This window comes from Brevibacterium sp. UCMA 11754, assembly GCF_021532275.1.
GTDB lineage: Bacteria > Actinomycetota > Actinomycetes > Actinomycetales > Brevibacteriaceae > Brevibacterium.
The window spans coordinates 1-21,369 of sequence record NZ_JACBOT010000012.1 but is presented as its reverse complement, the minus strand read 5'-3'; the positions used below and the strand labels follow the sequence as shown (position 1 = coordinate 21,369).

General features: G+C 62.8%; 15 protein-coding genes and 2 pseudogenes. 1 reads left to right on the top strand and 16 read right to left on the bottom strand.

Annotated features, from left to right (window positions below; all coding sequences use genetic code 11):
• Positions 1-58 precede the first annotated feature (58 nt).
• Positions 59-2,269: a HelD family protein gene (locus HX613_RS07050; protein WP_235344688.1), complete on the top strand. Its 2,211-nt coding sequence runs from the start codon at positions 59-61 to the stop codon at positions 2,267-2,269.
• A gap of 277 nt (positions 2,270-2,546) precedes the next feature.
• On the opposite strand, the gene nrdR is transcribed toward HX613_RS07050, so the two are convergent.
• The 16 genes and pseudogenes from nrdR to mraY all read right to left on the bottom strand — a co-directional run.
• On the bottom strand, positions 2,547-3,044 hold the full coding sequence (nrdR, locus tag HX613_RS07045; protein ID WP_235344687.1) for a transcriptional regulator NrdR: 498 nt from the start codon (positions 3,042-3,044) through the stop codon (positions 2,547-2,549).
• 2 nt (positions 3,045-3,046) lie between these two features.
• Positions 3,047-4,357, bottom strand: a complete 1,311-nt coding sequence (gene hisD, locus HX613_RS07040) for a histidinol dehydrogenase (RefSeq protein ID WP_235344686.1) — start codon at positions 4,355-4,357, stop codon at positions 3,047-3,049.
• A 60-nt stretch (positions 4,358-4,417) separates the two neighbouring features.
• Positions 4,418-7,927: a DNA polymerase III subunit alpha gene (dnaE, locus tag HX613_RS07035; protein ID WP_235344761.1), complete on the bottom strand. Its 3,510-nt coding sequence runs from the start codon at positions 7,925-7,927 to the stop codon at positions 4,418-4,420.
• A 248-nt stretch (positions 7,928-8,175) separates the two neighbouring features.
• Positions 8,176-9,099 (bottom strand): RluA family pseudouridine synthase, encoded by a 924-nt coding sequence (locus HX613_RS07030; protein ID WP_235344685.1) that lies wholly within the window; start codon positions 9,097-9,099, stop codon positions 8,176-8,178.
• Complete coding sequence (locus tag HX613_RS07025; RefSeq protein WP_235344684.1) at positions 9,092-9,637, bottom strand: signal peptidase II; 546 nt, start codon at positions 9,635-9,637, stop codon at positions 9,092-9,094. The genes HX613_RS07030 and HX613_RS07025 overlap by 8 nt, the downstream gene beginning before the upstream one ends.
• Positions 9,638-9,769: 132 nt before the next feature.
• The gene (locus tag HX613_RS07020) at positions 9,770-10,606 is read right to left on the bottom strand and encodes a DivIVA domain-containing protein (protein WP_235344683.1); all 837 of its coding nucleotides are present in this window, start codon (positions 10,604-10,606) and stop codon (positions 9,770-9,772) included.
• A 263-nt stretch (positions 10,607-10,869) separates the two neighbouring features.
• Entirely contained in the window at positions 10,870-11,169 is a 300-nt protein-coding gene (locus HX613_RS07015; protein WP_235344682.1) for a YggT family protein, read from the bottom strand.
• Between the two features lie 102 nt (positions 11,170-11,271).
• Positions 11,272-11,760 (bottom strand): cell division protein SepF, encoded by a 489-nt coding sequence (locus tag HX613_RS07010; protein ID WP_143923776.1) that lies wholly within the window; start codon positions 11,758-11,760, stop codon positions 11,272-11,274.
• Positions 11,761-11,836: 76 nt separating this feature from the next.
• Entirely contained in the window at positions 11,837-12,595 is a 759-nt protein-coding gene (gene pgeF, locus HX613_RS07005; RefSeq protein WP_235344681.1) for a peptidoglycan editing factor PgeF, read from the bottom strand.
• Position 12,596: 1 nt separating this feature from the next.
• The gene (gene ftsZ, locus HX613_RS07000) at positions 12,597-13,769 is read right to left on the bottom strand and encodes a cell division protein FtsZ (protein WP_235344680.1); all 1,173 of its coding nucleotides are present in this window, start codon (positions 13,767-13,769) and stop codon (positions 12,597-12,599) included.
• Between the two features lie 189 nt (positions 13,770-13,958).
• Entirely contained in the window at positions 13,959-14,714 is a 756-nt protein-coding gene (locus HX613_RS06995) for a cell division protein FtsQ/DivIB (protein WP_235344679.1), read from the bottom strand.
• Positions 14,715-14,719: 5 nt separating this feature from the next.
• On the bottom strand, positions 14,720-16,120 hold the full coding sequence (gene murC, locus HX613_RS06990) for a UDP-N-acetylmuramate--L-alanine ligase (protein WP_235344678.1): 1,401 nt from the start codon (positions 16,118-16,120) through the stop codon (positions 14,720-14,722).
• A 2-nt stretch (positions 16,121-16,122) separates the two neighbouring features.
• Positions 16,123-17,223 carry a UDP-N-acetylglucosamine--N-acetylmuramyl-(pentapeptide) pyrophosphoryl-undecaprenol N-acetylglucosamine transferase gene (locus HX613_RS06985; RefSeq protein ID WP_235344677.1) on the bottom strand — a complete coding sequence of 367 codons (1,101 nt, stop codon included), beginning with the start codon at positions 17,221-17,223 and terminating at the stop codon, positions 16,123-16,125.
• 1 nt (position 17,224) lies between these two features.
• Positions 17,225-18,823 (bottom strand): putative lipid II flippase FtsW, encoded by a 1,599-nt coding sequence (ftsW, locus tag HX613_RS06980; protein WP_235344676.1) that lies wholly within the window; start codon positions 18,821-18,823, stop codon positions 17,225-17,227.
• A 1-nt stretch (position 18,824) separates the two neighbouring features.
• Positions 18,825-20,362 (bottom strand): annotated as a pseudogene (gene murD / locus HX613_RS06975) (UDP-N-acetylmuramoyl-L-alanine--D-glutamate ligase).
• Positions 20,355-21,369 (bottom strand): annotated as a pseudogene (gene mraY, locus HX613_RS06970) (phospho-N-acetylmuramoyl-pentapeptide-transferase); the annotation flags it as partial. The pseudogenes murD and mraY, both read right to left, overlap by 8 nt.

Genomic DNA, 21,369 nt, shown 5'->3' with positions numbered 1-21,369 from the left:
TCCAACTACTCCCGGTGAGAAAAGTTCGGCATAATGGAATGCCGATTGGGAAGGTGAGATGACCGAGACTTCAGAAATACGCGTCGAGCAGGTCAAGCTTGACGAGCTCTATGCACGACTCGACGAATTGCGAGATGAGGCAACTGCCCGTCTGGGTACGGTGAGGATCTCCGAAGTCGGCGGCAATCATCAGCACCGGAGCGAACGGGATGCGTTCGCCACCCTGTATGAGGACCAGCTGATCCGGCTCAACAGCGCCGAAGACGGGCTGTGCTTCGGCCGTCTCGATTTCAGATCAGACGCCGACCCCAGCTACATCGGACGGATCGGGCTCACCGACGCCAACCGTCAGCAGATCCTCATCGACTGGCGCGCACCGGCTTCGGAGCGCTTCTACCAGTCGACTGCTGCCAACCCGGCGGGAGTCGTCCGGCGCCGCCACCTGGTGACGAAGAACCGCACGGTCACAGACCTCGAGGACGATGTGCTCGACATCGAGGCTCTCGACGAGGTTGACCGATCGAATCTGCAGGGCGAGGGTGCGCTGATCGCGGCGCTGACCAATCACCGGACCGGTCGAATGGGCGATATCGTCGCGACCATTCAGGCCGAACAGGATGCCATCATCCGCCAGCCCCTCCAGGGTGTGCTCGTGGTTCAGGGTGGGCCGGGAACCGGAAAGACGGCGGTGGCACTCCACCGTGCGGCCTTCCTCCTCTATCGGCACCGGGAGCGGATCGCCAAGTCGGGCGTGCTGCTCGTCGGCCCCTCTGCTGTGTTCCTCAAGTACATCGAGAAGGTCCTGCCCAGCCTCGGCGAGACCGGTGCGCTTCTGCTGACACCGGGCCAGCTCTATCCAGGTCTCGAGACCGAGCTGACCGATGACACGGATGTGGCAGTGATCAAGGGCCGCTCCGAGATGGCTGCGGTGCTGAAGAACCACATCGCCAACTACGAGCGGATCCCCGAGCAGGACGAAGAGCTGCGCGTCGGCTCACACACCATCTGGCTGCGCCGCCGCGACGTGCGCGGAGCTCGCGATCGAGCCCGTCGCAGCGGGGATGCTCACAACGCCGCTCGGAACGGCTTCGTCTCAGGTCTGCTCAAGACACTCGCAGAAGATCTGGCCAGGGAGATGGGCCTCGACGGTGCAGGTGAGAGGCTGCCGGAGCTGATGGACGAGCTGCGCTCGAGCGTGGATGTGCGCCGAGCCCTCAACCTCGCCTGGTTCCCGATCAGTCCTGCTGCGGCGCTGCGTGCCCTGCTGTCCAAACCGCACAAGCTGCAGGCCGCTGCCAGCCACCTGCTCTCCCCCGAAGATCAGCAGACGCTGATTCGCCCGCCCAACGCTGAGCTCACCGTTGAGGACGTTCCTCTCCTCGACGAACTCGCCGAACTGCTCGGCAGCAGTCCGCAGCAGACTGCTGCCCGCGACGAGTCCGCTCGCGAGTACGCCGAGGCGGTCCTCGATATGACGGACACCTCTGCCCTCATCGATGCCGAGACGCTGGCCGCCAGGTGGGAGGAAGAAGGACCGACTGTGACCCTGGCAGAGCGGGCGCTCGACGATCGCGAATGGACCTACGGCCACCTCGTCGTCGATGAGGCTCAGGAGCTTTCGCCCATGCAGTGGCGTGTGCTCTTCCGGCGAGTTCCGTCGAAGTCCGCGACTGTCGTCGGTGACCTGGCACAGTCCTCGCACGTCGACAACACCCGGACGTGGAATTCCATCCTGTCCGAGTTCGTCGGGGACCGTTACGCACTGCAGGTGCTGACCGTGTCCTACCGGACGCCTCAGTCGGTGATGGACCTGGCCAACCGCTACCTGCACCGTCATTTCCCGCAACTCGAACTCGTCGAATCCGTCCGGCAGGGTGGCCCCGACCCGCAGATGCAGTCGTTCGCTTCGGCGCAGGACGCGGTCAATGCGCTCGTGCCCACCGTCACGGATGAGGTCGAATCCGTGGAAGGCGGGAAGATCGCCGTGATCGCGCCTGTGGATCTCATCGATTCCGTCGCCGAGGTGCTCGCCGGCTTCGACATCGGCCGTTCCGTCACCGGCCTCGACCATCAGATCGCAGTCATCACGGCGCAGCAGGCGAAGGGACTTGAATTCGATTCGGTCGTCATCGTCGAACCGGGGCTGATCGCCCCTGACGGTCACGAGGACGGAGTCGGCGCGCTCTATGTATCGCTGACGCGAACCACGGACCGGCTGCGGATCCTGGCTGCGGCAGCGACCGAGCTGAGCGAGCTCATGGCCGACTGAGTCAGCGCGGCATCTCTCGCGTCGACCTGCACCGGCAGGACGCAGACAGAGGGCGCATCGGAGTCATCTCCGATGCGCCCTCTGTTTCAATCTGCGCCGGTATTCGGCCTGTGCAACCAGGCAATTTCCATCCTCATGGAGAAAGTAAAGGGCCGCTTAACGGTTCGGCTTCCCCTCCGAACCGCAAGCGGCCGCGCGCCAGAAGCGCGCACTGTCAATGTTACACAAGAATCGGTGCGCTGGACTACTCCGCTCACAGATTTATGGGGTGAATTTCTCAGGCTTGGAAATCTTCGGGCGTCGCCTGCCTGGCATCTCCCGATTTCAGAGCCGCATCCGCACGCAGTGAGTCGATCGCCGTCTCAAAATCTTCCAGGGAGTCGAAGCCCTGGTAGACGCTGGCGAACCGCAGGTACGCGACCTGGTCGAGCTCACGCAGGGGCTCGAGGATGCTCAGCCCCACCTCGTCGGCGTCGATCTCAGCAATCCCCTTGGAACGGATGTCCTCTTCGACCTTCTGTGCCAGCTTCGCCAGATCGTCATCGTTGACCGGTCGGCCCTGACAGGCCTTGCGCACACCCGACATGATCTTCTGACGGGAGAACTCTTCTGTGACACCGGAGCGCTTGATCACCGACAGACTGGTCGCTTCCATGGTTGTGAAGCGGCGCCCGCAATGGCGGCACTGACGCCTGCGACGGATCGCGGCGCCGTCTTCGCTGGTCCGCGAATCGACGACTCGAGAATCTGATTCACGACAGAACGGACAACGCATATCTACTCCTCGAACCTGATGCTGACGGCTCGACCGTGAGCGGGGAGCTGCTCGCTGTCGGCCAGCACCTCGATGTGGTCGGCAACCTCGGCCAGTGCCGAACGGTCATAGTCGATGACCTGGCTGACCTTGATGAATGAGTGCACGCCCAGTCCGGATCCGTGTGCTGCCGTTCCCATCGTGGGTAGGACGTGATTCGATCCTGCGCAGTAGTCCCCCAGCGACACCGGTGCCCAGTCCCCGACGAACACCGCTCCCCCGTTGGTGATCCGCGCGGCAACAGAATGAGCGTCCGCGGTGTGGACCTCGACGTGCTCTCCGGCGTACCCGTTGACGACATCGATTCCTGCGTCCAGATCATCGACGAGGACGATAGCGGACTGCTTTCCTGCCAGGGCGATGCCGATCCGCTCCTTGTGGGTCGCGGCGGGGACCTGGGCTGCGAGTTGGGCCTGCACCCGTTCAACCAGTTCGGTCGATTCGGTGACGAGGACGGAGGCAGCGAGTTCGTCGTGTTCGGCCTGGCTGATGAGGTCGGCGGCGACGAACGCCGGATCTGCGCTCGCATCGGCGAGGATGATGATCTCGGTGGGACCGGCGACCGCGTCGATGCCCACCTGGGTTCGCATGAGCGATTTCGCGGCGGCGACGTAGGCGTTGCCCGGGCCCGTGATGAGATCGACAGGCTCCAGCTGCTCCTCATCGTCAAGGCCGTAGGCAAGCGCGCCGATGGCCTGGGCACCGCCCATGGCCCAGACCTCATCGACGCCGAGGATGTGGGCTGTGGCGAGCACTGTGGGGTGAGGCAGCCCGTTGCTCTGGGGTGGGCTGGCGATGGCCAGTGAGGCGGACCCTGCTGCCTGAGCCGGCACGACGTTCATCACGACGGTGGATGGATAGACAGCCAGTCCGCCGGGCACATAGAGGCCGACCCGTTCGATCGGCAGGTGCCGTGTGGTGACGTGGGCCCCGGAGGCCAGTTCTGTGCGGACATCGGCGGGGCGCTGGTCGTCAGCGACCTTCCTGGCCCGAGAGATCGATTCGACCAAGGCAGCTTTGACGGAAGTGTCCAGTTCGTCTTCGGCGCGTTTCAGCTCGGAGACGGGCACACGCAGAGTCTCGAGTTCGACGGAGTCGAATCTCGCTGTGAATTCCTTCACGGCGCGAGTGCCCTCGGACTGCACCTGGCTCAGCAGATCAGCCACTCGTCGTTCGATATCGGCATGTGTGTCGGCGGCACGGGGCAGCGTCTGCTTGAGGAATCTCTTGCTCAGTCTCTCACCGCGGAAGTCCAGAATGTTCACTCGCACCATTCTAGTCCCCGTCCCTTCGCCGGTTGCCTCTGCCTCCGCCGCAGGCGCTCACGCAATGCCTCAGGCGGTCAGGCAACGAGACCCCAACAGTGCCTTGAGGTCACCGTAGAGGCTGGGGTTCGGGTCGACGCGGATGGCGCGGTCGAGCCGCATCACCGTCTGTCTGCCCGGCTGCGAGAGGACCAGGTGCACATCGGTCTGTCCCTTGTGTGATTCGAGGACCCGGAGCAGCTTGGATGCCATCTCCTCCGTCGCCTTCTCCATCGGCAGCATCAGGTTGAGCGGCCGGTCCTTCGGATCGGTGACGTCAGGGATCGTCATCGACATCGCCATCATCGAGGTCGGTCGATCATCGGAGAGTCGGATGCGTCCGGTCAGGCTGATGACGAGGTCGGTGGCCAGCAGGCTCGCCACGGGTTCGTAGGTGTCGCCGAAGAACATCACTTCGACCTCTGCTTCGAGGTCCTCCACGGTCACGATCGCATACGGTTTGCCCGAGTTCTTCGAGACCTTGCGCGCCACTTGGGTGATCATGCCGCAGATCTTCACCTGAGAACCGTCGTGGCGATGAGTTTCCGGATCCACCACATCGGCGATGGAGGCCTCCGATTCGGCGGCGAGGACACCCTCAAGACCGTTGAGGGGGTGGTCGGAGACATAGAGGCCGATCATGTCACGCTCAAATGCCAGCTTCTCCTTCTTCTCCCATTCGGGGCGATCAGGAATCGCGACGGAGAAGCTCGGCTCGTCGTCGTCACCGCCGAGGCCGGCGAACAGGTCGAATTGTCCGTTGGCCTCTTGCCGTTTGACGCCGATGACCGAATCCACTGCCTCTTCGTGGACTTCGACGAGGGACCTGCGGGTCTGGCCCAGCGAGTCGAAGCCGCCGGCCTTGATGAGTGATTCGATCGTGCGCTTGTTGCACACGTGGCTGGGCACCTTATCGAGGAAATCCGTGAACGAAGTGAATGCCCCCTTCTCTTCACGCGCCTCGACGATGCCGTCGACGACGTTGGCACCGACGTTGCGCACGGCACCCATTCCGAAGCGGATGTCCTGACCGACTGGGGTGAAGTGCAGAGCCGAATCGTTGACGTCCGGAGGCAGCACGGTGATGCCCAACCGCCGGCACTCGTTGAGGTAGATGGCCAGTTTGTCCTTGTTGTCGCCCACCGAGGTGAGCAGGGCTGCCATGTACTCTGCCGTGTAGTGGGCTTTGAGGAACGCGGTCCAGTAGGACACGAGACCATAGGCAGCCGAGTGAGCCTTGTTGAACGCATAGTCGGAGAAGGGCAGCAGAATGTCCCACAGCGCCTGCGCTGCCGCCTCGGAGTAGCCGCGTTCCTTCATCCCTCCGAAGAAGCCCACCTGCTGTTTGTCCAGCTCGGACTTCTTCTTCTTGCCCATCGCACGACGCAGGATGTCGGCTTGACCCAGCGAGTATCCGGCGACCTTCTGCGCGATCGCCATCACCTGCTCCTGGTAGATGATGAGTCCATAGGTGGTGCCGAGGATGTCCTCGAGCGGCTCTTCGAGCTCCGGGTGGATCGGGGTGACTTCCTGCAGTCCGTTCTTGCGAAGTGCGAAGTTCGTGTGGGAGTCGGCACCCATCGGGCCCGGCCGGTAGAGCGCAATCGTCGCGGAGATGTCCTCGAAGTTGTCCGGCTTCATCAGCCGCAGCAGGGCGCGCAGTCCGCCGCCGTCGAGCTGGAACACACCGAGGGTGTCGCCACGGGACAGAAGATCGTAGGCCCCGCGATCGTCGAGATCAAGGTGCTCCAGATCAAGATCGTAATCACGGTTCGCCTTGATGTTCTCCACAGCGTCGGAGATGATCGTGAGGTTTCGCAGCCCCAGGAAGTCCATCTTGATCAGTCCGAGCCCCTCAGAGGTGGGGTAGTCGAACTGGGTGATGACCTGGCCGTCCTGGAACCGGCGCATGATCGGAATGACATCGATGATCGGATCCGAGGACATGATGACACCGGCAGCGTGGACGCCCCACTGCCGTTTCAGACCTTCGATGCCTTTAGCAGTTTCAAAGGTCTCACGTGCATCGGGGTCCGAGTCGACGAAGTCTCTGAATTCCCCCGCCTCGTTGTAGCGCTTGGATTCTGTGTTCTCGATATCGGCCAGCGGAATGTCCTTGGCCATCTCGGCCGGTGGCAGGGCCTTGGTCAGGCGCTCCCCCATCGAGAACGGCTTGCCGAGGACTCGGGCGGAGTCCTTGAGCGCCATCTTCGTCTTGATCGTGCCGTAGGTGACGATCATCGCGACACGTTCGTCGCCGTATTTTCTGGTCACATAGTCGATGACCTCGCCGCGGCGACGATCATCGAAGTCGACGTCGAAGTCGGGCATTGAGACACGGTCGGGGTTGAGGAACCGCTCGAAGAACAGTCCGTGTTTGAGCGGGTCCAGATCGGTGATGCGCATGGCGTAGGCGACCATGGAACCGGCACCTGAGCCACGTCCGGGTCCGACCCGGATGCCGTTGTCCTTCGACCAGTTGATGAAGTCGGCGACGACGAGGAAGTAGCCGGGGAAGCCCATCGAGATGATGACGTCGAGTTCGTAGTCTGCCTGTTTGCGCACATCGTCGGGAATTCCTCCCGGGTACCGATATTCGAGCCCCGTCTGGACCTCTTTGACCAACCAGGATGTCTCATCCTCTCCGGGCGGGCAGGGGAACTTCGGCATGTAGTTCGCCGAGGTGTCGAAGGAGACTTCGCATTTCTCGGCGATCTCTAGCGTGTTGTCGCAGGCTTCGGGGAATTCGGAGAACAGCGCCCGCATCTCCGCACCCGATTTGAGGTAGTAGCCGGAACCGGAGAAGGCGAAGCGCGAACCGCCCTGGTCGTAGGTGGGTTCGATGAGCTTCGACCCGGACTGAATGGCCAGCAGCGCCTCGTGCGCCTTGGCATCAGACTCATGGGTGTAGTGCAGGTCGTTGGTCGCGACCAGCGGAATGTCCATCTCCTTCGACAGACGGATCAGGTCCTTGGTCACTCGCTTTTCGATGGAGAGGCCGTGGTCCATGAGTTCGACGTAGTAGTTGTCCTTGCCGAACATCTCACGGTATTTGCCGGCCGCCGCCTTGGCCTCTTCATACTGTCCCAGCCGCAGTCGAACCTGGATCTCCCCCGAAGGGCAACCTGTGGTCGCGAGCAGCCCATCGGAATAGGTTTCCAGCAGCTCCTGGTCGATGCGCGGCCATTTGCTGAACACGGAATCGAGGGATGCGTAGGACGAAGCCTTGAACAGATTGCGCATGCCGGTGTTGTTGCGTGAGAGCAGCGTCATGTGGGTGTAGGCACCGCCGCCTGAGAGGTCATCGCGCTTCTGCGACTCGTCCGTGCGCCATTTCACCCTCGTCTTGTCACGCCGGTCCGTGCCCGGGGTGACATAGGCTTCGACTCCGATGATGGGTTTGATGCCGGCGGCGGTCGCCTGCGACCAGAAGTCGAAGGCACCGAACAGGTAGCCATGGTCTGTGGTCGCGATGGCCGACATTCCCGAGGCCTTCGTCGCGGCCATCAGGTCCGTGAGTCGGGCTGCTCCGTCCAACATGGAGTATTCGGTGTGGACGTGAAGATGGACGAAATCGTCTTTCGGCACTGGCAGCCTTCCCTCTGATATGACCTGTGTTGCGACCACCAGCTTAGACCATCCGAGACTCGCAGATCAGTCCACTGGAGACTCGCAGATCAGACCATCGGAGACTCGCCCGACGGGGCCTGCGCACCGCCTCGGTGGCCGAAACAGAAACGGTCAGCGAGGAGATGATGCGGTGTTCGGCGCACTCACCTGGCTTGTGTTCAGGGTGTGCGGATGCGATCGATCGCATACTGCAGGTCATCGGGGTATCCGCTCTCGAATTCGACCCATTCGTTCGAGTCCGGGTGATGGAATCCGAGTTTGACGGCGTGCAGCCACTGACGTTCCAGGCGCAGATCCTTGGCCAGGCCCGGATCGGCTCCGTAGGGAAGATCACCGACGCAGGGACGCTTGAGGGCCGAGAAATGGACACGAATCTGGTGGGTGCGTCCGGTTTCGAGATGAACCTCCACCAAGGAGGCCCGACGGTGCGCTTCGAGGACCTCATAGTGGGTGATCGCGTTCTTTCCTCCGCTATGGACGGCATAGAGACCGTCGTGTCGCGGGTTGCGAGCGATGGGGGCGTCGATCGTGCCGAGCACCGGATCCGGCAGTCCCTGGACGACCGCGTGATAGGTCTTCTCCACGGTGCGTTCCTTGAACGCGCGCTTGAGCACGCTGTAGGCGTACTCGCTCTTCGCGATGACCATCAGGCCCGAGGTGCCCACGTCAAGACGCTGCACGATCCCCTGCCGCTCGGGCGCACCCGAAGTGGCAATCCTGAAACCGGCGGCCGCAAGCCCGCCGACGACGGTGCGCCCCTTCCACCCCAGCGCTGGGTGTGCCGCCACGCCGACGGGTTTGTCGACGACGACGAAGGAATCCTCGTCATGGACGATCTTCATCCCCGGAACCGGATCCGGCACTACCTCCAAAGGGCGTGGAGGCTCGGGCATCATGATGTCCAGGCGTGCACCGGCTTCGACGCGGTCTGATTTTGCCACGACCTGTCCGGACAGCTGCACGCCCCCTTCTGCGCAGATGTCGGCGGCTGCTGTGCGGGAGAGCCCCAGCAGCTTCGACAGCGCCGAGTCAACCCGCTGGCCTTCTAGGCCCTCGGGTATCAGGATCGAGCGTTCAGCCATGTGTGTCCTCTCCGACCGTGCTCGGGTGCTTCGAGTCCGATCCGTCCAGTTCAATGCCTTTGAGGCTTGCCACCACAAGGGTGACTGCCGCTGCGGATATCGCAATGTCAGCGACATTGCAGATGAAAAACGATAGGTCGATGAAATCGACGACAGCTCCGCGGAGGAAGCCCGGCTGGCGGAACAGCCGATCCACGAGGTTGCCGAAAAGTCCGCCCAGCAGCAGTCCCAGTCCGATAGCCCACGCCACCGAGCCCAACTTCCTCGACAGCATGATGATGCCTGCGAACACAATGATCGCAATCAGGGGGAAGATCCAGGTCACTCCGGAGCCGAGCCCCAGCGCCGCACCAGGGTTTCGGTAGAAGTTGAAGCCCGCCAGTGTGCCGATGACTGAGATCGGCTCCTGACCTTCAAGGAATGTGACTGCGAGGAGCTTGGTGAGCTGGTCCACCGCGAGGACGAGAACGGCTATGCCGAACAACGTCCCGAGCATTCTGCGCCGCCGGGGTCTCGTCTCAGGGGCATCGTCGTTCATTTGGCTCATTCTAACTCACTGCCTGAGGGCACGAGGGCGCCGGCTCCGAAGCTATGGTCCAACTCATGAGGGCACGAACAAGGTCCGGGACCTCCATGGAGTTCCCGGACCTTGCGTGTCTGCTGTGACGAATCAGAGTTTGTGATTCGACGACGAACCGAAGGAGTTCCCGTCCAGGGTCTCCGGTGCCAGACTGGTTGAGTTCTCGAGGTCGCGAAGCTGATCGTTGAGGTAGCTCTTCAGACGCGTCCGGTACTGACGCTCGAAGTTCGACAGCTGGTCGATCGAACGCTCGAGGGTCGACTTCTGAGTTTCCAGAGTCGACAGGGTCTCGTCCCGCTTGGTCTCGGCCTTGCTGACGATGTCCTTGGCTTCGGTCTCGGCACTCTTGATGAGTTCATCGCGACGGCGTTCGCCCTCTGCCACGTGCTCGTCGTGGACGCGTTGAGCAAGAGCAATGAGTCCGTGAGCGTCGCCATCTCCGCTGCCAAAGCTCGATCCGAGGCCCAACCCGGCGGCAGTGCCTGCCGCTGCGGGTGCAGCGCCGTTGACGGCTGGAGCTGATTGGTTCGCAGGAGGGGTCTGCGAAGCGGGCGATGCTTCCCGGACTGCAGGTGCCGAAGAGTGCTCGGTCTTCTCCGGAACGGCAGGAGCGGCAGGAGTCTGGCCCTGCTTCGGCGCATCGTCGTTGTTTCGCGAAGAGGGAGCTGGCACCGCAGCAGGCATAGCCTGAGTGGCATCGATGTCTTGAGCAGGTGCAGCAGCAGATGCCCCGCCGGCGTCGAGTTCCTTGACGCGCTGTTCGGCAGTGGAGAGCTTCTGACGAAGTTCGTCGTTCTCCTGGTAGAGACGGCGGATCTCTACGACAACCTCATCGAGGAAATCGTCGACTTCATCCTGGTCGTATCCGTCGCGGAACTTCACATGCTGGAACCGCTTGTTTACTACGTCTTCAGGCGTGAGCGCCATGAGGTCACCTTTGGTCGATCTACATTCATTACGCTGCCGCCATTAAGACGGCTTCAACGTCACATTAGCGTAACACCTGCAGTTTTGTCCTGCAGAAAAGCCGTGTCGCAATTTTCATATGACGAAGTTGTAATAATCGAGCCTAGCAACACTCGGACTTGTTCAGCGAACCGGGCACCATCTCACGATTCTCACAGTGACGTGTACATCATTCGCGTAACGAAGTGGTAATACGTCGCCGTGCGTCATCCGAGCGGGTAGTTTCAGACGGTCACTCTCGAGAAGTTGAACAGCACCGACGCCAGTATCTGAATTCCGATCAGCAGCACGATGAAGCCCAGATCCAGTGAGATCTGTCCCAACCGCAAGGGTGGAATCACCTTGCGCAGCAGACGCAGCGGCGGATCGGTCAATGTGTACACGATCTCCGCCAGCACAAGGAAGAAGCCCGCGGGCTTCCACTCGCGAGAGAACACCTGAACGAGGTCGAGGACCACCCGCGCCAGGAGAACATAGACGTAAAGACTGAGTGCCGTGCCGAGGATGTAGAAGATGATGGCCACGTGTTTACTCGTGCCTTTCTTTGATGCTTAGCTGTCGATCCACAGCCTATACGTCGGAGCTGAGGATGAGATAAGAACGTCGTCAACCGGAGGACGAACAGCTCAACTCTGGTTGAAGAAGCTCGCCTGAGTATCCGGATCCGACTCGTTCTCTCCGCTGACCTCAATGTTCTCAGGGGTGAGAAGAAACACCTTGTTCGTCACGCGCTCGATGGACCCGTGGAGGCCGAAGATCAGTCCGGCTGAGAAGTCAACGAGGCGCTTCGAGTTGTTCTCGTCCATCTCGGACAGGTTCATGATCACCGGTGTTCCCTCACGGAACGCGGCACCGATCACCATAGCGTCGTTATAGCTGCGGGGATGAATGGTCTTGATGCGATTCATGGAGATTCCTGGCGCGGGAGAGTCAACTGGACGTATCGGTGTCGGATGGATCGGCGTCACTTGGGCAGGGGGCCGTTCCTCGTCCTCGACATAGTCTTCGACGGGCTCTTCGTAGGTGTCGATGACCTCACGGTCCCGACGTTCGATGGGCTCGTCCTCTTCTTCGACGAAACCCAGGTATTCCAGCGTCTTCTTGATTGCTGACATTTTTCCACTCCTCGGCCTTAGGCACTTCCTCGCCTGCCGCCAAACTATCTCAACAGACCAGCCTGGCGGGTGAGTCTCATGGGTGTGTCGGGGGGTTTTCTTCCTGGAGCCAGACCACGCCTGCGAATCGGCCGGTGCTGTGCTGCCTCCGGTAGGAGAACAGATCCTCGGATTCCCGTGTGCAGGTCCGTGAGAAATGGTCGATGCTCACGCCTGCACGGCGCAGCTGCTCCGCCACCGCCCCCGCCACGTCGATCGCCGGGGTTCCCGTCACAGACACGGAGGCGGCCACGGGTTCCACTGCGGCGACCTCGTCCCGCAGTGCGGCAGGAACTTCGTAGCAGCGTGGGCACACTGATGGTCCGATGATCGCATGGATGTCCGTGGCGCCCAGATGCTGCATACGGGTGATCGTCTCCGGCACGACGCCTGCTGCCAGTCCGGGCCGGCCGGCGTGAATCGCGCCGATGACACCAGCCTCGGTGTCCGCAAGCATGATCGGCGTGCAGTCTGCGACCATGATGGCCAGTCCGATGCCGACGCGGGTCGTGACCTGAGCGTCGGCTGTCGCAGGATCCTCGCGCAGCTGTTCCGGCGAATCGATGATGCGCACATCGGTTCCATGGACCTGGGACACGAAGCTCAGCCGCTCGCCGCTCAGCCCGAGCACCTGTGCCAGCGCAGCCCGGTTGGCGGCGACGAGCTCATCATCATCCCCGACGTGGCGGGCGAGGTTGAACGATGACAGGTCGCCTCTCGAGTAGCCGCCGTGTCTGTCGGTGAACGCAACATGTGCGTTCAGCCTTCCGGGAACGACGAATCTCGAGTGCAGCATCTTACTTCAGGAAATCCGGGATATCGAGGTCGTTGTCGAGGCTCGAGGTGCTGCGCTCATTGGGCAGGGAGGTCGGAATCTGGTGCTCGTCGCTGCGAGGCTCAGCCTCCACGTCTGGTGCCGGTTCAGCCTGTTCGACTGGCGCGGATTCGTCCTCTGCGGGGCTCGTCGCCATCGGAATCGAGGCAGGAACAGCAGCCTCGGCGGGGGCTGAGTCCTGGCCTGCGACCGTGTTGTCGAAACCGGCGGCAATCACGGTGACGCGGCATTCGTCGCCGATGTTGTCATCGATGACTGCACCGAAGATGATGTTGGCTTCGGGATGCGCGGCTTCCTGCACCAGACGGGCTGCTTCGTTGACTTCGAACAGGCCGAGGTCGGCACCGCCCTGGATGCAGAACAGCACGCCATGGGCGCCGTCGATGCTGGCTTCGAGCAGAGGTGAGGCGATGGCGGACTCGGCCGCCTGAACGGCACGGTCATCCCCGGTGGCTGCTCCGATTCCCATGAGCGCCGTGCCGGCGTCCTGCATCACGGACTTCACGTCGGCGAAGTCGAGGTTGATCAGGCCCGGAACGGAGATGAGGTCGGTGATGCCCTGGACACCCGAGCGCAGTACCTCATCAGCCGATCGGAATGCGTCGACGACGGAGACGCTGCGGTCCGAGATGGAAAGCAGTCGGTCGTTGGGGATGACGATGAGGGTGTCGACCTCTTCGCGAAGCGCGGCGATGCCGGCCTCGGCCTGCGCGGAACGACGGCGTCCCTCGAAGGTGAATGGGCGGGTGACGACGCCGATCGTCAGTGCGCCCAGCGAACGTGCGACACGGGCGACGACCGGAGCCGCACCTGTGCCTGTTCCTCCGCCTTCACCGGCGGTGACAAACACCATATCGGCGCCCTCGAGAGCGTCCCGGATGGCTTCTTCGCTGGAGTCTGCGGCCTTGCGGCCGATCTCCGGATCAGCACCAGCGCCGAGTCCGCGCGTCTGGTCGCGTCCGATCTCCAGCTTCACATCGGCGTCCGAGAGCACGAGCGCCTGGGCATCGGTGTTGATCGCGATGAACTCCACGCCGCGCAGTCCGACGTCGATCATCCTCTGAACAGCGTTGACACCGCCGCCGCCGGTACCGGCAACTTTGATATCCGCTCCGGATTGTGGGAATTCAGCCAAGTCGGTTCCTCTTTCGGCGCATCGTCCACGCATCATCTGCGTGCAAATTCGAAAAGTCTTCTTTGCCCTGAGGCTATTGTCCGGGGCAACACCACTGCAACCATTCTCGCCGGAGTGTCGGACATCGGCCAAACTTCAGACCCGGTGTGTCGGCGGCAATGCCGGTCAACTCGCCCGTTTCTCGGATTTTCAGTTGGTTACGGGAACCGAAGGGACAGAGACGTCGATATCGGTGCGGCCATCGGCGGCCAGCTGCAGTGCGGTGCGCATCTTCAGGCTTGCGCTTGTGCTGTCGCCGAAGACCACTTTCGCCTTCGCCTTTCCGGTGTCGATGACCCCTGCGAGGTTGTTCTCGTCCTTGGCGTGGATCGAGGCCAGGTCGGAGCGCAGCTGTGGTCGGAGTTCTGCCATGAAGCGGATCACTGCTGCCACGGTCTTCTGGTCTGGTGCGCCGTCGGACTCTTCGAGAACGGTCACGCTCTTGGGCGCCTTCTTGACGGTGCCCAGATTGACGGCTTCATCGTCGAAGAGCTCGAATCCGCCGGTCGTTGTGATCGCCAGAACCGGGTCCCTGTCGGTGATTTCGATGCTCAGGCTCCGTGGTCCCGAATAGTGCACCGAGGCTTCCTCTGCCCGGGGAAACTCCTTGAGGACGTTCTTCTCCACCGTGCCGGGGCTCACCCGGGGCAGCGGTGTGCCGCCCTCGGTGTCGAGCACTGATTCCGAGACCTGTTCGTGGTCGACCAGCTCGCTGCCTTTGACGCTGACCTTGTCGAGCGCCAACAGCGGCGAGAGCCAGAGCACGGCTGCGATGACGAGGACCGCCGCGACTGCCCCGATGAGCACGAGGCGCTGGCGCCAGATCTGGTTCCGACGTGCACGGATGACCCCGGTGAGGTCCGCGGTCGAGTTGTCACCGGTGCGCGGTTCGGGAAGGGGCGCCACGGTGTTCAGGCCTCCAGAGCGGTGAGCAGCTCAGGACCGAGGATCGTCACATCCCCGGCACCGAGTGTGAGCACAAGGTCTCCGGGGCGCACACGCGCAGCGACGTACGGCACCGCTTCGTTGAATGATTCGACGAAGGTCACGTTCTCGTGTGGGACGCGATCGGCGATCAGGGCACCGGTGACACCCGGAACCGGGTCCTCCCTGGCTGGGAAGACGTCCAGGACGACGACCTCGTCGGCGAGCCCGAGGGCTTCGCCGAATTCGGCCCGGAACTCCATCGTGCGCGAGTAGAGATGCGGTTGGAAGATCGCCCACACCCTGCCCTCTTCGGTGACGACACCGCGAGCTGCGCTGAGCACCGCTCGCAGCTCAGTCGGATGGTGAGCGTAGTCGTCGATGACGCGCACGCCGGCCGCGATTCCGCGTTCTTCGAAACGTCGTCGGGTGCCTCCGTAGTTTCCGAGTCCGCTGGCCGCCTTGGTCACATCGGCGCCGAGGCTGTGGGCGACGGCGATCGCCGCCGTCGCGTTGAGTGCGTTGTGGGTGCCAGGCTGCCTCAGCGCGACCGGCAATGGCTCTGCTTGTCCTGGGACATCGAGAACGAACTCGGAGACCAGACCCGATCGGAGTTCGCGGAGGCGGATATCCGCGGTTTCGGAGGTGCCGTAGAGGATGACGGAAGTCCCCTGCGCCCGTGCCTGCTCGGCGACATCGAGCGAACCTGGGTCATCGGCGCAGGCGATGACGGTGCCGCCGTCGGCACCGATGCCGGCACAGAATTCGACGAACGCCTCCCGTACCTTCTCCGGGGTCCCGTAGTAGTCGAGGTGGTCCGCTTCGACGTTGGTGAGGATGCCGATCGTGGGTTCGTAGAGCAGGAACGAGCCGTCCGATTCGTCCGCTTCTGCGACGAAGACGTCTCCGGTGCCCAGATGGGCGTTGGTGCCTGTCGTGGACAGCACTCCCCCGATGACGAACGAGGGATCGAGCCCGCAGGCCTGCAGCGCCACGGTCGTCATGGACGTCGTGGTGGTCTTGCCATGGGTCCCGGCCACCGCCACGGCTCGTTTGTCGGCCATCAGCGATGCCAGTGCACCTGAGCGGTGGAGGATCCGCAGTCCCCTGCCTTCAGCTGCGACGAGCTCGGGATTGTCTTTGCGGATGGCTGAGGAGATGACGAGGGTGTCTGCCTCGCCGAGGTTGTCCGCCGAGTGTCCGATCTCGACTCTGGCGCCCAGTGTGCGCAGCACGTCAACGACCGCTGACTCCTTCGCATCGGAGCCGGAGACGGTGACGCCGTTCATGACCATGATCCGTGCGATCCCGGACATGCCCGAACCGCCGATTCCGATGAAGTGGACGGCACCCAGCTCTGTGGCCGGGACGATTTCAGCTGTGCTCATGTTCAACCTCTCAGAGCGCGAGTGACGATGGTGGCCATGGTGGTGGCGGCATTGGTCGGATAGTGCAGCTCAAGGGCTGCCCTGCTCATGGCGTCCAAGCGAGCTTGGTCGGTCACCAGGGGCAGGATCTGTTCGGTCACGGTTGACGGGGTGAAGTCCGCGTTGTCGACGAGCAGTGAGGCGCCGGCCCTGACGCTGCCGGCGGCGTTGAGGCGCTGTTCGCCATTGCCGATGGCAAGTGGGACGTAGACCGCGGGAACCCCGACCACGGTGGCTTCGGACACGGTCGCTGCGCCAGAACGTGCCACAAGCAGGTCCGCGACCGCGTAGGCCCTGTGCATTCCATCGACGTAGTCGACGACATGGTAGTCGGGCAGCTGGGCTGCTGCTTCCCGCAGAGCGTCATCCTTGCCGGCACCGGAGATGTGCAGGACCTGCACTCCATTCTCCTGGCACATCGGTGCCGCTGCGAGGAAGGCATCGTTGATGCGCTGCGCTCCCGAGGACCCGCCGGTGACCACGAGGACGGGCTTGTCGTCGTTCAGGCCGAGGTCTTCGCGCCACGCCTGTCGCTGGACGGAGTCGCTGCGGTCGAGCGTGGAGATCTCGGTCGGCATCGGCATGCCCACGAGCTCGGAATTGCGCAGCTTCGTATCGGGGAAGGTGACTCCGACCATGCCCTGTTTCGTCAGGGCGGCGCCGAGGCGGTTCGCCATTCCGGGCTTCGCATTCGCCTCGTGGACGAGCAGAGGGATCTTCTCCTGTCTGGCTGCGATGAACGCGGGTGGGCAGACGTATCCGCCGACTCCGACGACGGCCTTCACATCTCGTTCGGCGATGATCGCCTTGACGTGGGAGATGTTGGCGGCGAAGCGTTTCGGGAATTTCAACGCGGCAGGGCTGACCGACCGCGGCATCGGAACCTTGTCGATAGTGAGGAGTTCGAAGCCGGCCTTCGGAACGATGTCGGCTTCCAGGCCGTCGGCGGTGCCGAGGGCGAAGACGTCCCAATCGGGGTGGTTCTCACGCAGCTCGCGGCCGATCGCCAACATGGGCGAAATATGGCCGGTGGTGCCTCCACCGGCGAGGAGAATGCTCGTCATCTCACTTCTTTCTCTTTCTGGCCAGTACGGCGAACGACGACCTCACACGGTCCTTGTGCACTCTGATCGCGGCGGGAGCTCCGTCCTCGGTTCTGGCAAAGGACAGAATCACCCCGACCGCCATCAGAGACGCGACGATGGAGGATCCGCCGTAGGACACGAAGGGCAGGGGCAGTCCGATGACCGGCAGAAGTCCGGTCACGACAGCGATGTTGATTGCAGCCTGGCCGATAAGCCAGGCGAAGAGACCGGCCGTGGCGATCTGGACGAATCGGGATTTCGAGCGCAGTATCACCCGCACCATCCCGCAGGCCAAGGCGACGAACATCAGTATCACGGCAAGCGAGCCGAGCAGGCCGAGCTCCTCGCCGATGATAGCGAAGATGAAGTCGTTGTGGGCTTCGGGCAGCCAGGACCACTTCTCTCGACTGGCACCGAGCCCCACTCCCAGCCAACCCCCGGAGGCCAACGAGAACAGACCGTGGTTGGACTGCCAAGCCTGGCCGGTGACGTCGGATGCGGTCTGGTCTGCGTGACCGGTGAGTGCCGCGGTGATGCGTTGGAGCCGATTCTGAGAACTGAAGACGAAGAACGCGGCGACGGCAGCCAAAGCACCGAAGAGCAGGAGGAAGTACTTCCACGGGAAGAAGCCGATGAACAGACACACCAGGGCCATGGCCATGAGCACCAGCCCCGTGCCGAGGTCATTGCCGCCGACGACGAGGCCGACAGCGATGATGATGCCCGGGACGACGGGGATCATAGCGTGGCCGAATGTCGTCATCTTTCCGTATTTGCTGGCCAGGACGGCTCCCAGCCACACGGCCAGGGCTATCTTGAGGAACTCCGAGGGTTGGAGCTGGAACCCTCCGAACTGGATCCAGTTCGCATTGCCCTTCGTTGACTTGCCGACACCGGGGAGGAAGACCGCTGCCTGCATGACAACGCCGAGCAGCAGCGTCCACCATGACAGTTTCCGCCAAGTGTGCAGCGGAAAGAACGAGGCCGCGATCATGAGGACGATGCCCAACGCGACGAACCCAGCCTGCTTATTGAAGTAGGCGAAGGATGATCCTTCTCCTCCATCGTAAGAGGTGATCGAGGACGCCGAGAGGACCATGACGAGTCCGAGAGACGTCAGTGCGAGGACGGAAACCAGAATCAGGTAATAGGTCGTCAGCGGGTAGGCAGAGACTCGGTCGAACTCACGGCGCACCGAAGACAGCATTGCCCGAGCAGCTCCTGCCCGAGGACGACTCCGAGAGTCAGTCGTCTGGGTGCTGCGCACGCTCGTTGTCTGTTTGCCGCTGCGAGCCGAACTCGTGCCGACGGTCTTCTTCGGCGTGGCCTTCTTCGCAGCAGCATTGGTCTTCTTCGGCCCTGCCCGCTTCGTGCCAGATGTGGTCTTCGGGGACGACGCTTTCGCGGTCGCGGTGGTCTTCACAGTCGCGTTGTTCGGCGACTTCGCGTTCGGCTTCGCCTTCGCTGCAGTCTTCTTTGCTCCGGCTTTCGTGTCGCTTGCGGGGCCCACGGCCGGCTCGGCCGACCTGGTCGATCGGAGACGGCGTGACTGAGAGCTCGCGGTTGTCTGCCGTCCCATGTCAGCTCCCCAGGTGAGCGTGGACAGCCTGGGCGAAGAGTTCACCCCGAGTGTTGTAGTTGAGGAATTGATCCATGCTGGCCGCCGCGGGAGCCAGCAGGACGGTATCGCCTGCACGGGCGATGTCTGCGGCTGCTTCCACCGCTGCAGCGACCACGGCTTCGCCCCGGCGTCGGGGTACGCCCGAATCCACGGCGAGAGCTGGTTCGATCCTGATCACGTCGAGATCTGGAACTGTCGCCGCGATGGCCTCCCGGAAGGCTGAGTCTTCGGCTCCGATGAGCACGAGTGCGCGGAGCCTGTGGCCGTGATCGGAGAAAAGTGAGGTGAAGTCCGCCCCTTTGGGCAGTCCCCCGGCGATCCAGACGATCGAGTCGAAGCTGCCGAGCGAAGCATTGGCTGCGTGGGTGTTCGTGGCCTTCGAATCGTCGACCCAGGTGATCCCGTTGCTCTCAGCGACGGTGACCATCCGGTGGGCTCCGAGCGAGTGGTTCTTCAGCCCCTCCGAGATAGCCTGACCCGGTACCCCGATGCTCCGTGCCAGCGCCGCGGCCGCGAGTGCGTTCGACACCTGATGCTCTGCCGGCGCACGGCCGGGAACACCAGCCGCCGCGGCGACATCGTCCAGGGAGGCGAGTTCAGCGGCCGAGGAGTAACGCTGCGGGATGAAGGCGCGATCGACCAGCATGTCCTCGACGACGCCCACCTCCCCCGGTCGTGGGATGCCCGTGGTGAAGCCGATGGCTTTGGCACCGTCGACGACATCGGCTTCTTCGACCATGTGCAGTGTGTCACCTCGTCGGCGACGTTGTAGATGCACGCGGTCTCGGCCTGGTGATAGATCTTGGCCTTATCGGCTTCATAGGCATCGGCGCTGCCGTGCCAGTCCAGATGATCGGGGGCGATGTTGAGCACAGCGGCAGCATCGGCACTCAGCGAATACTGCCAGTGGAGCTGAAAGCTCGAGAGTTCGATCGCCAGCACCTCGAGTCCGGGCTCGAGTACGGCTTCAAGAAGCGGTGCACCGATGTTGCCGCAGGCCTTGGCCTTGCGACCATCGGCCAGGAGCATTGATTCGAGCATGGTCGTGGTCGTCGTTTTGCCGTTGGTGCCGGTGATCGCCAGCCATTTGGCGTCGTTGGTGCCACGGATCCGCCATGCCAACTCGACTTCGCCGATCACGGGCACACCCGCCTCGGCGGCGGACAGGAGCAAGGGGTGGTCGGGACGCCACCCAGGCGAAGTCACGACCAGATCGAGCGGTTCCGCGGGCAGGCTCGAGACGTGCTCTTCTCCGCGCCGGATATCGACGTCGAAGACCTCGAGGATCTGAGCCTTCTCGCTGACGTCTGCCTGATCATCGCCGTCGACGACGATCACATCGGCACCGCGTTCGCCGAGATGGACAGCTGCAGGAAACCCTGTCACACCGAGACCGGTGACGAGGATCCGCAACCCGTCCAGGGACGAGCTCGGCCCCACGAGTGCGGCCGGGATCGCCTCGGCGTTCGGATAATCGGTCAGGGGATTCTCAGCCAATGCGAGACACCCATTCGGCGTAGAAGAGACAGATTCCGGCGATAACGAAGAGTGCGGCGATGATCCAGAACCGGACCACGATGGTGACCTCTGCCCATCCCTTGAGTTCGAAGTGATGTTGGAGCGGAGCCATTCGGAAGACGCGTTTTCCGGTGGTCTTGAATGACACGACCTGGATGATCACGGAGAGTGTGATGATGACGAAGAGTCCGCCGAGGACGACGAGCAGTAGCTCGGTCCGCGACATGATCGCGAGACCGGCGATTGCGCCGCCGATGGCCAGGGAGCCGGTGTCGCCCATGAAGATCTTCGCGGGTGAGGTGTTGAACCACAGGAAGCCGAAACACGCCGCTGCCATGGCGCCAGCGACCATTGCGAGGTCACGCGGATCGCGCATGTAGTAGCAGGCGCTGGTGGCGTCCGTCATCAGATTGCAGTTCTGCGTCGACTGCCATGTGCCGATGACGACATAAGCGGCGAAGACGACAACCGAAGCGCCGGCGGCCAGTCCGTCGAGGCCGTCAGTCAGGTTCACCGCATTCGATACCGCGGTGACGATGAGGTTGGCCCAGATGACGAACAGGATGAGTCCGAGCACACTGCGGATCCGAATGCCAAGTCGAGGTTGGTGTCGCGGATGAACGACACCTTCGTCGACGCCGGGGTTTCACCGAAGGAGTTCGGGACGGGACACTTCAGTGCCAGCACCGCGAAGGAGATTCCGACGAAGGCCTGGCGATGAGCTTGGGCACGGTCGCAGGCCCAGGGAGCGCTGCTTCTTGATCTTGATGAAGTCGTCGAGGAAGCCGACCACGCCGAGTCCTGCGGCCAACCAGAGGACGAGGAGTCCGGAAGCAGTGGGCACGGATCCTGTGAACAGGTGTCCGAGCAGGTAGGCCAGGACGGCCCCCGAGCACGATGATGACGGACGCCGACCCATGGTCGGTGTGCCGCGTTTCGGTGGCATGTGAGGTCGGACCGTCATCACGGACGAACTGGCCGTAGCC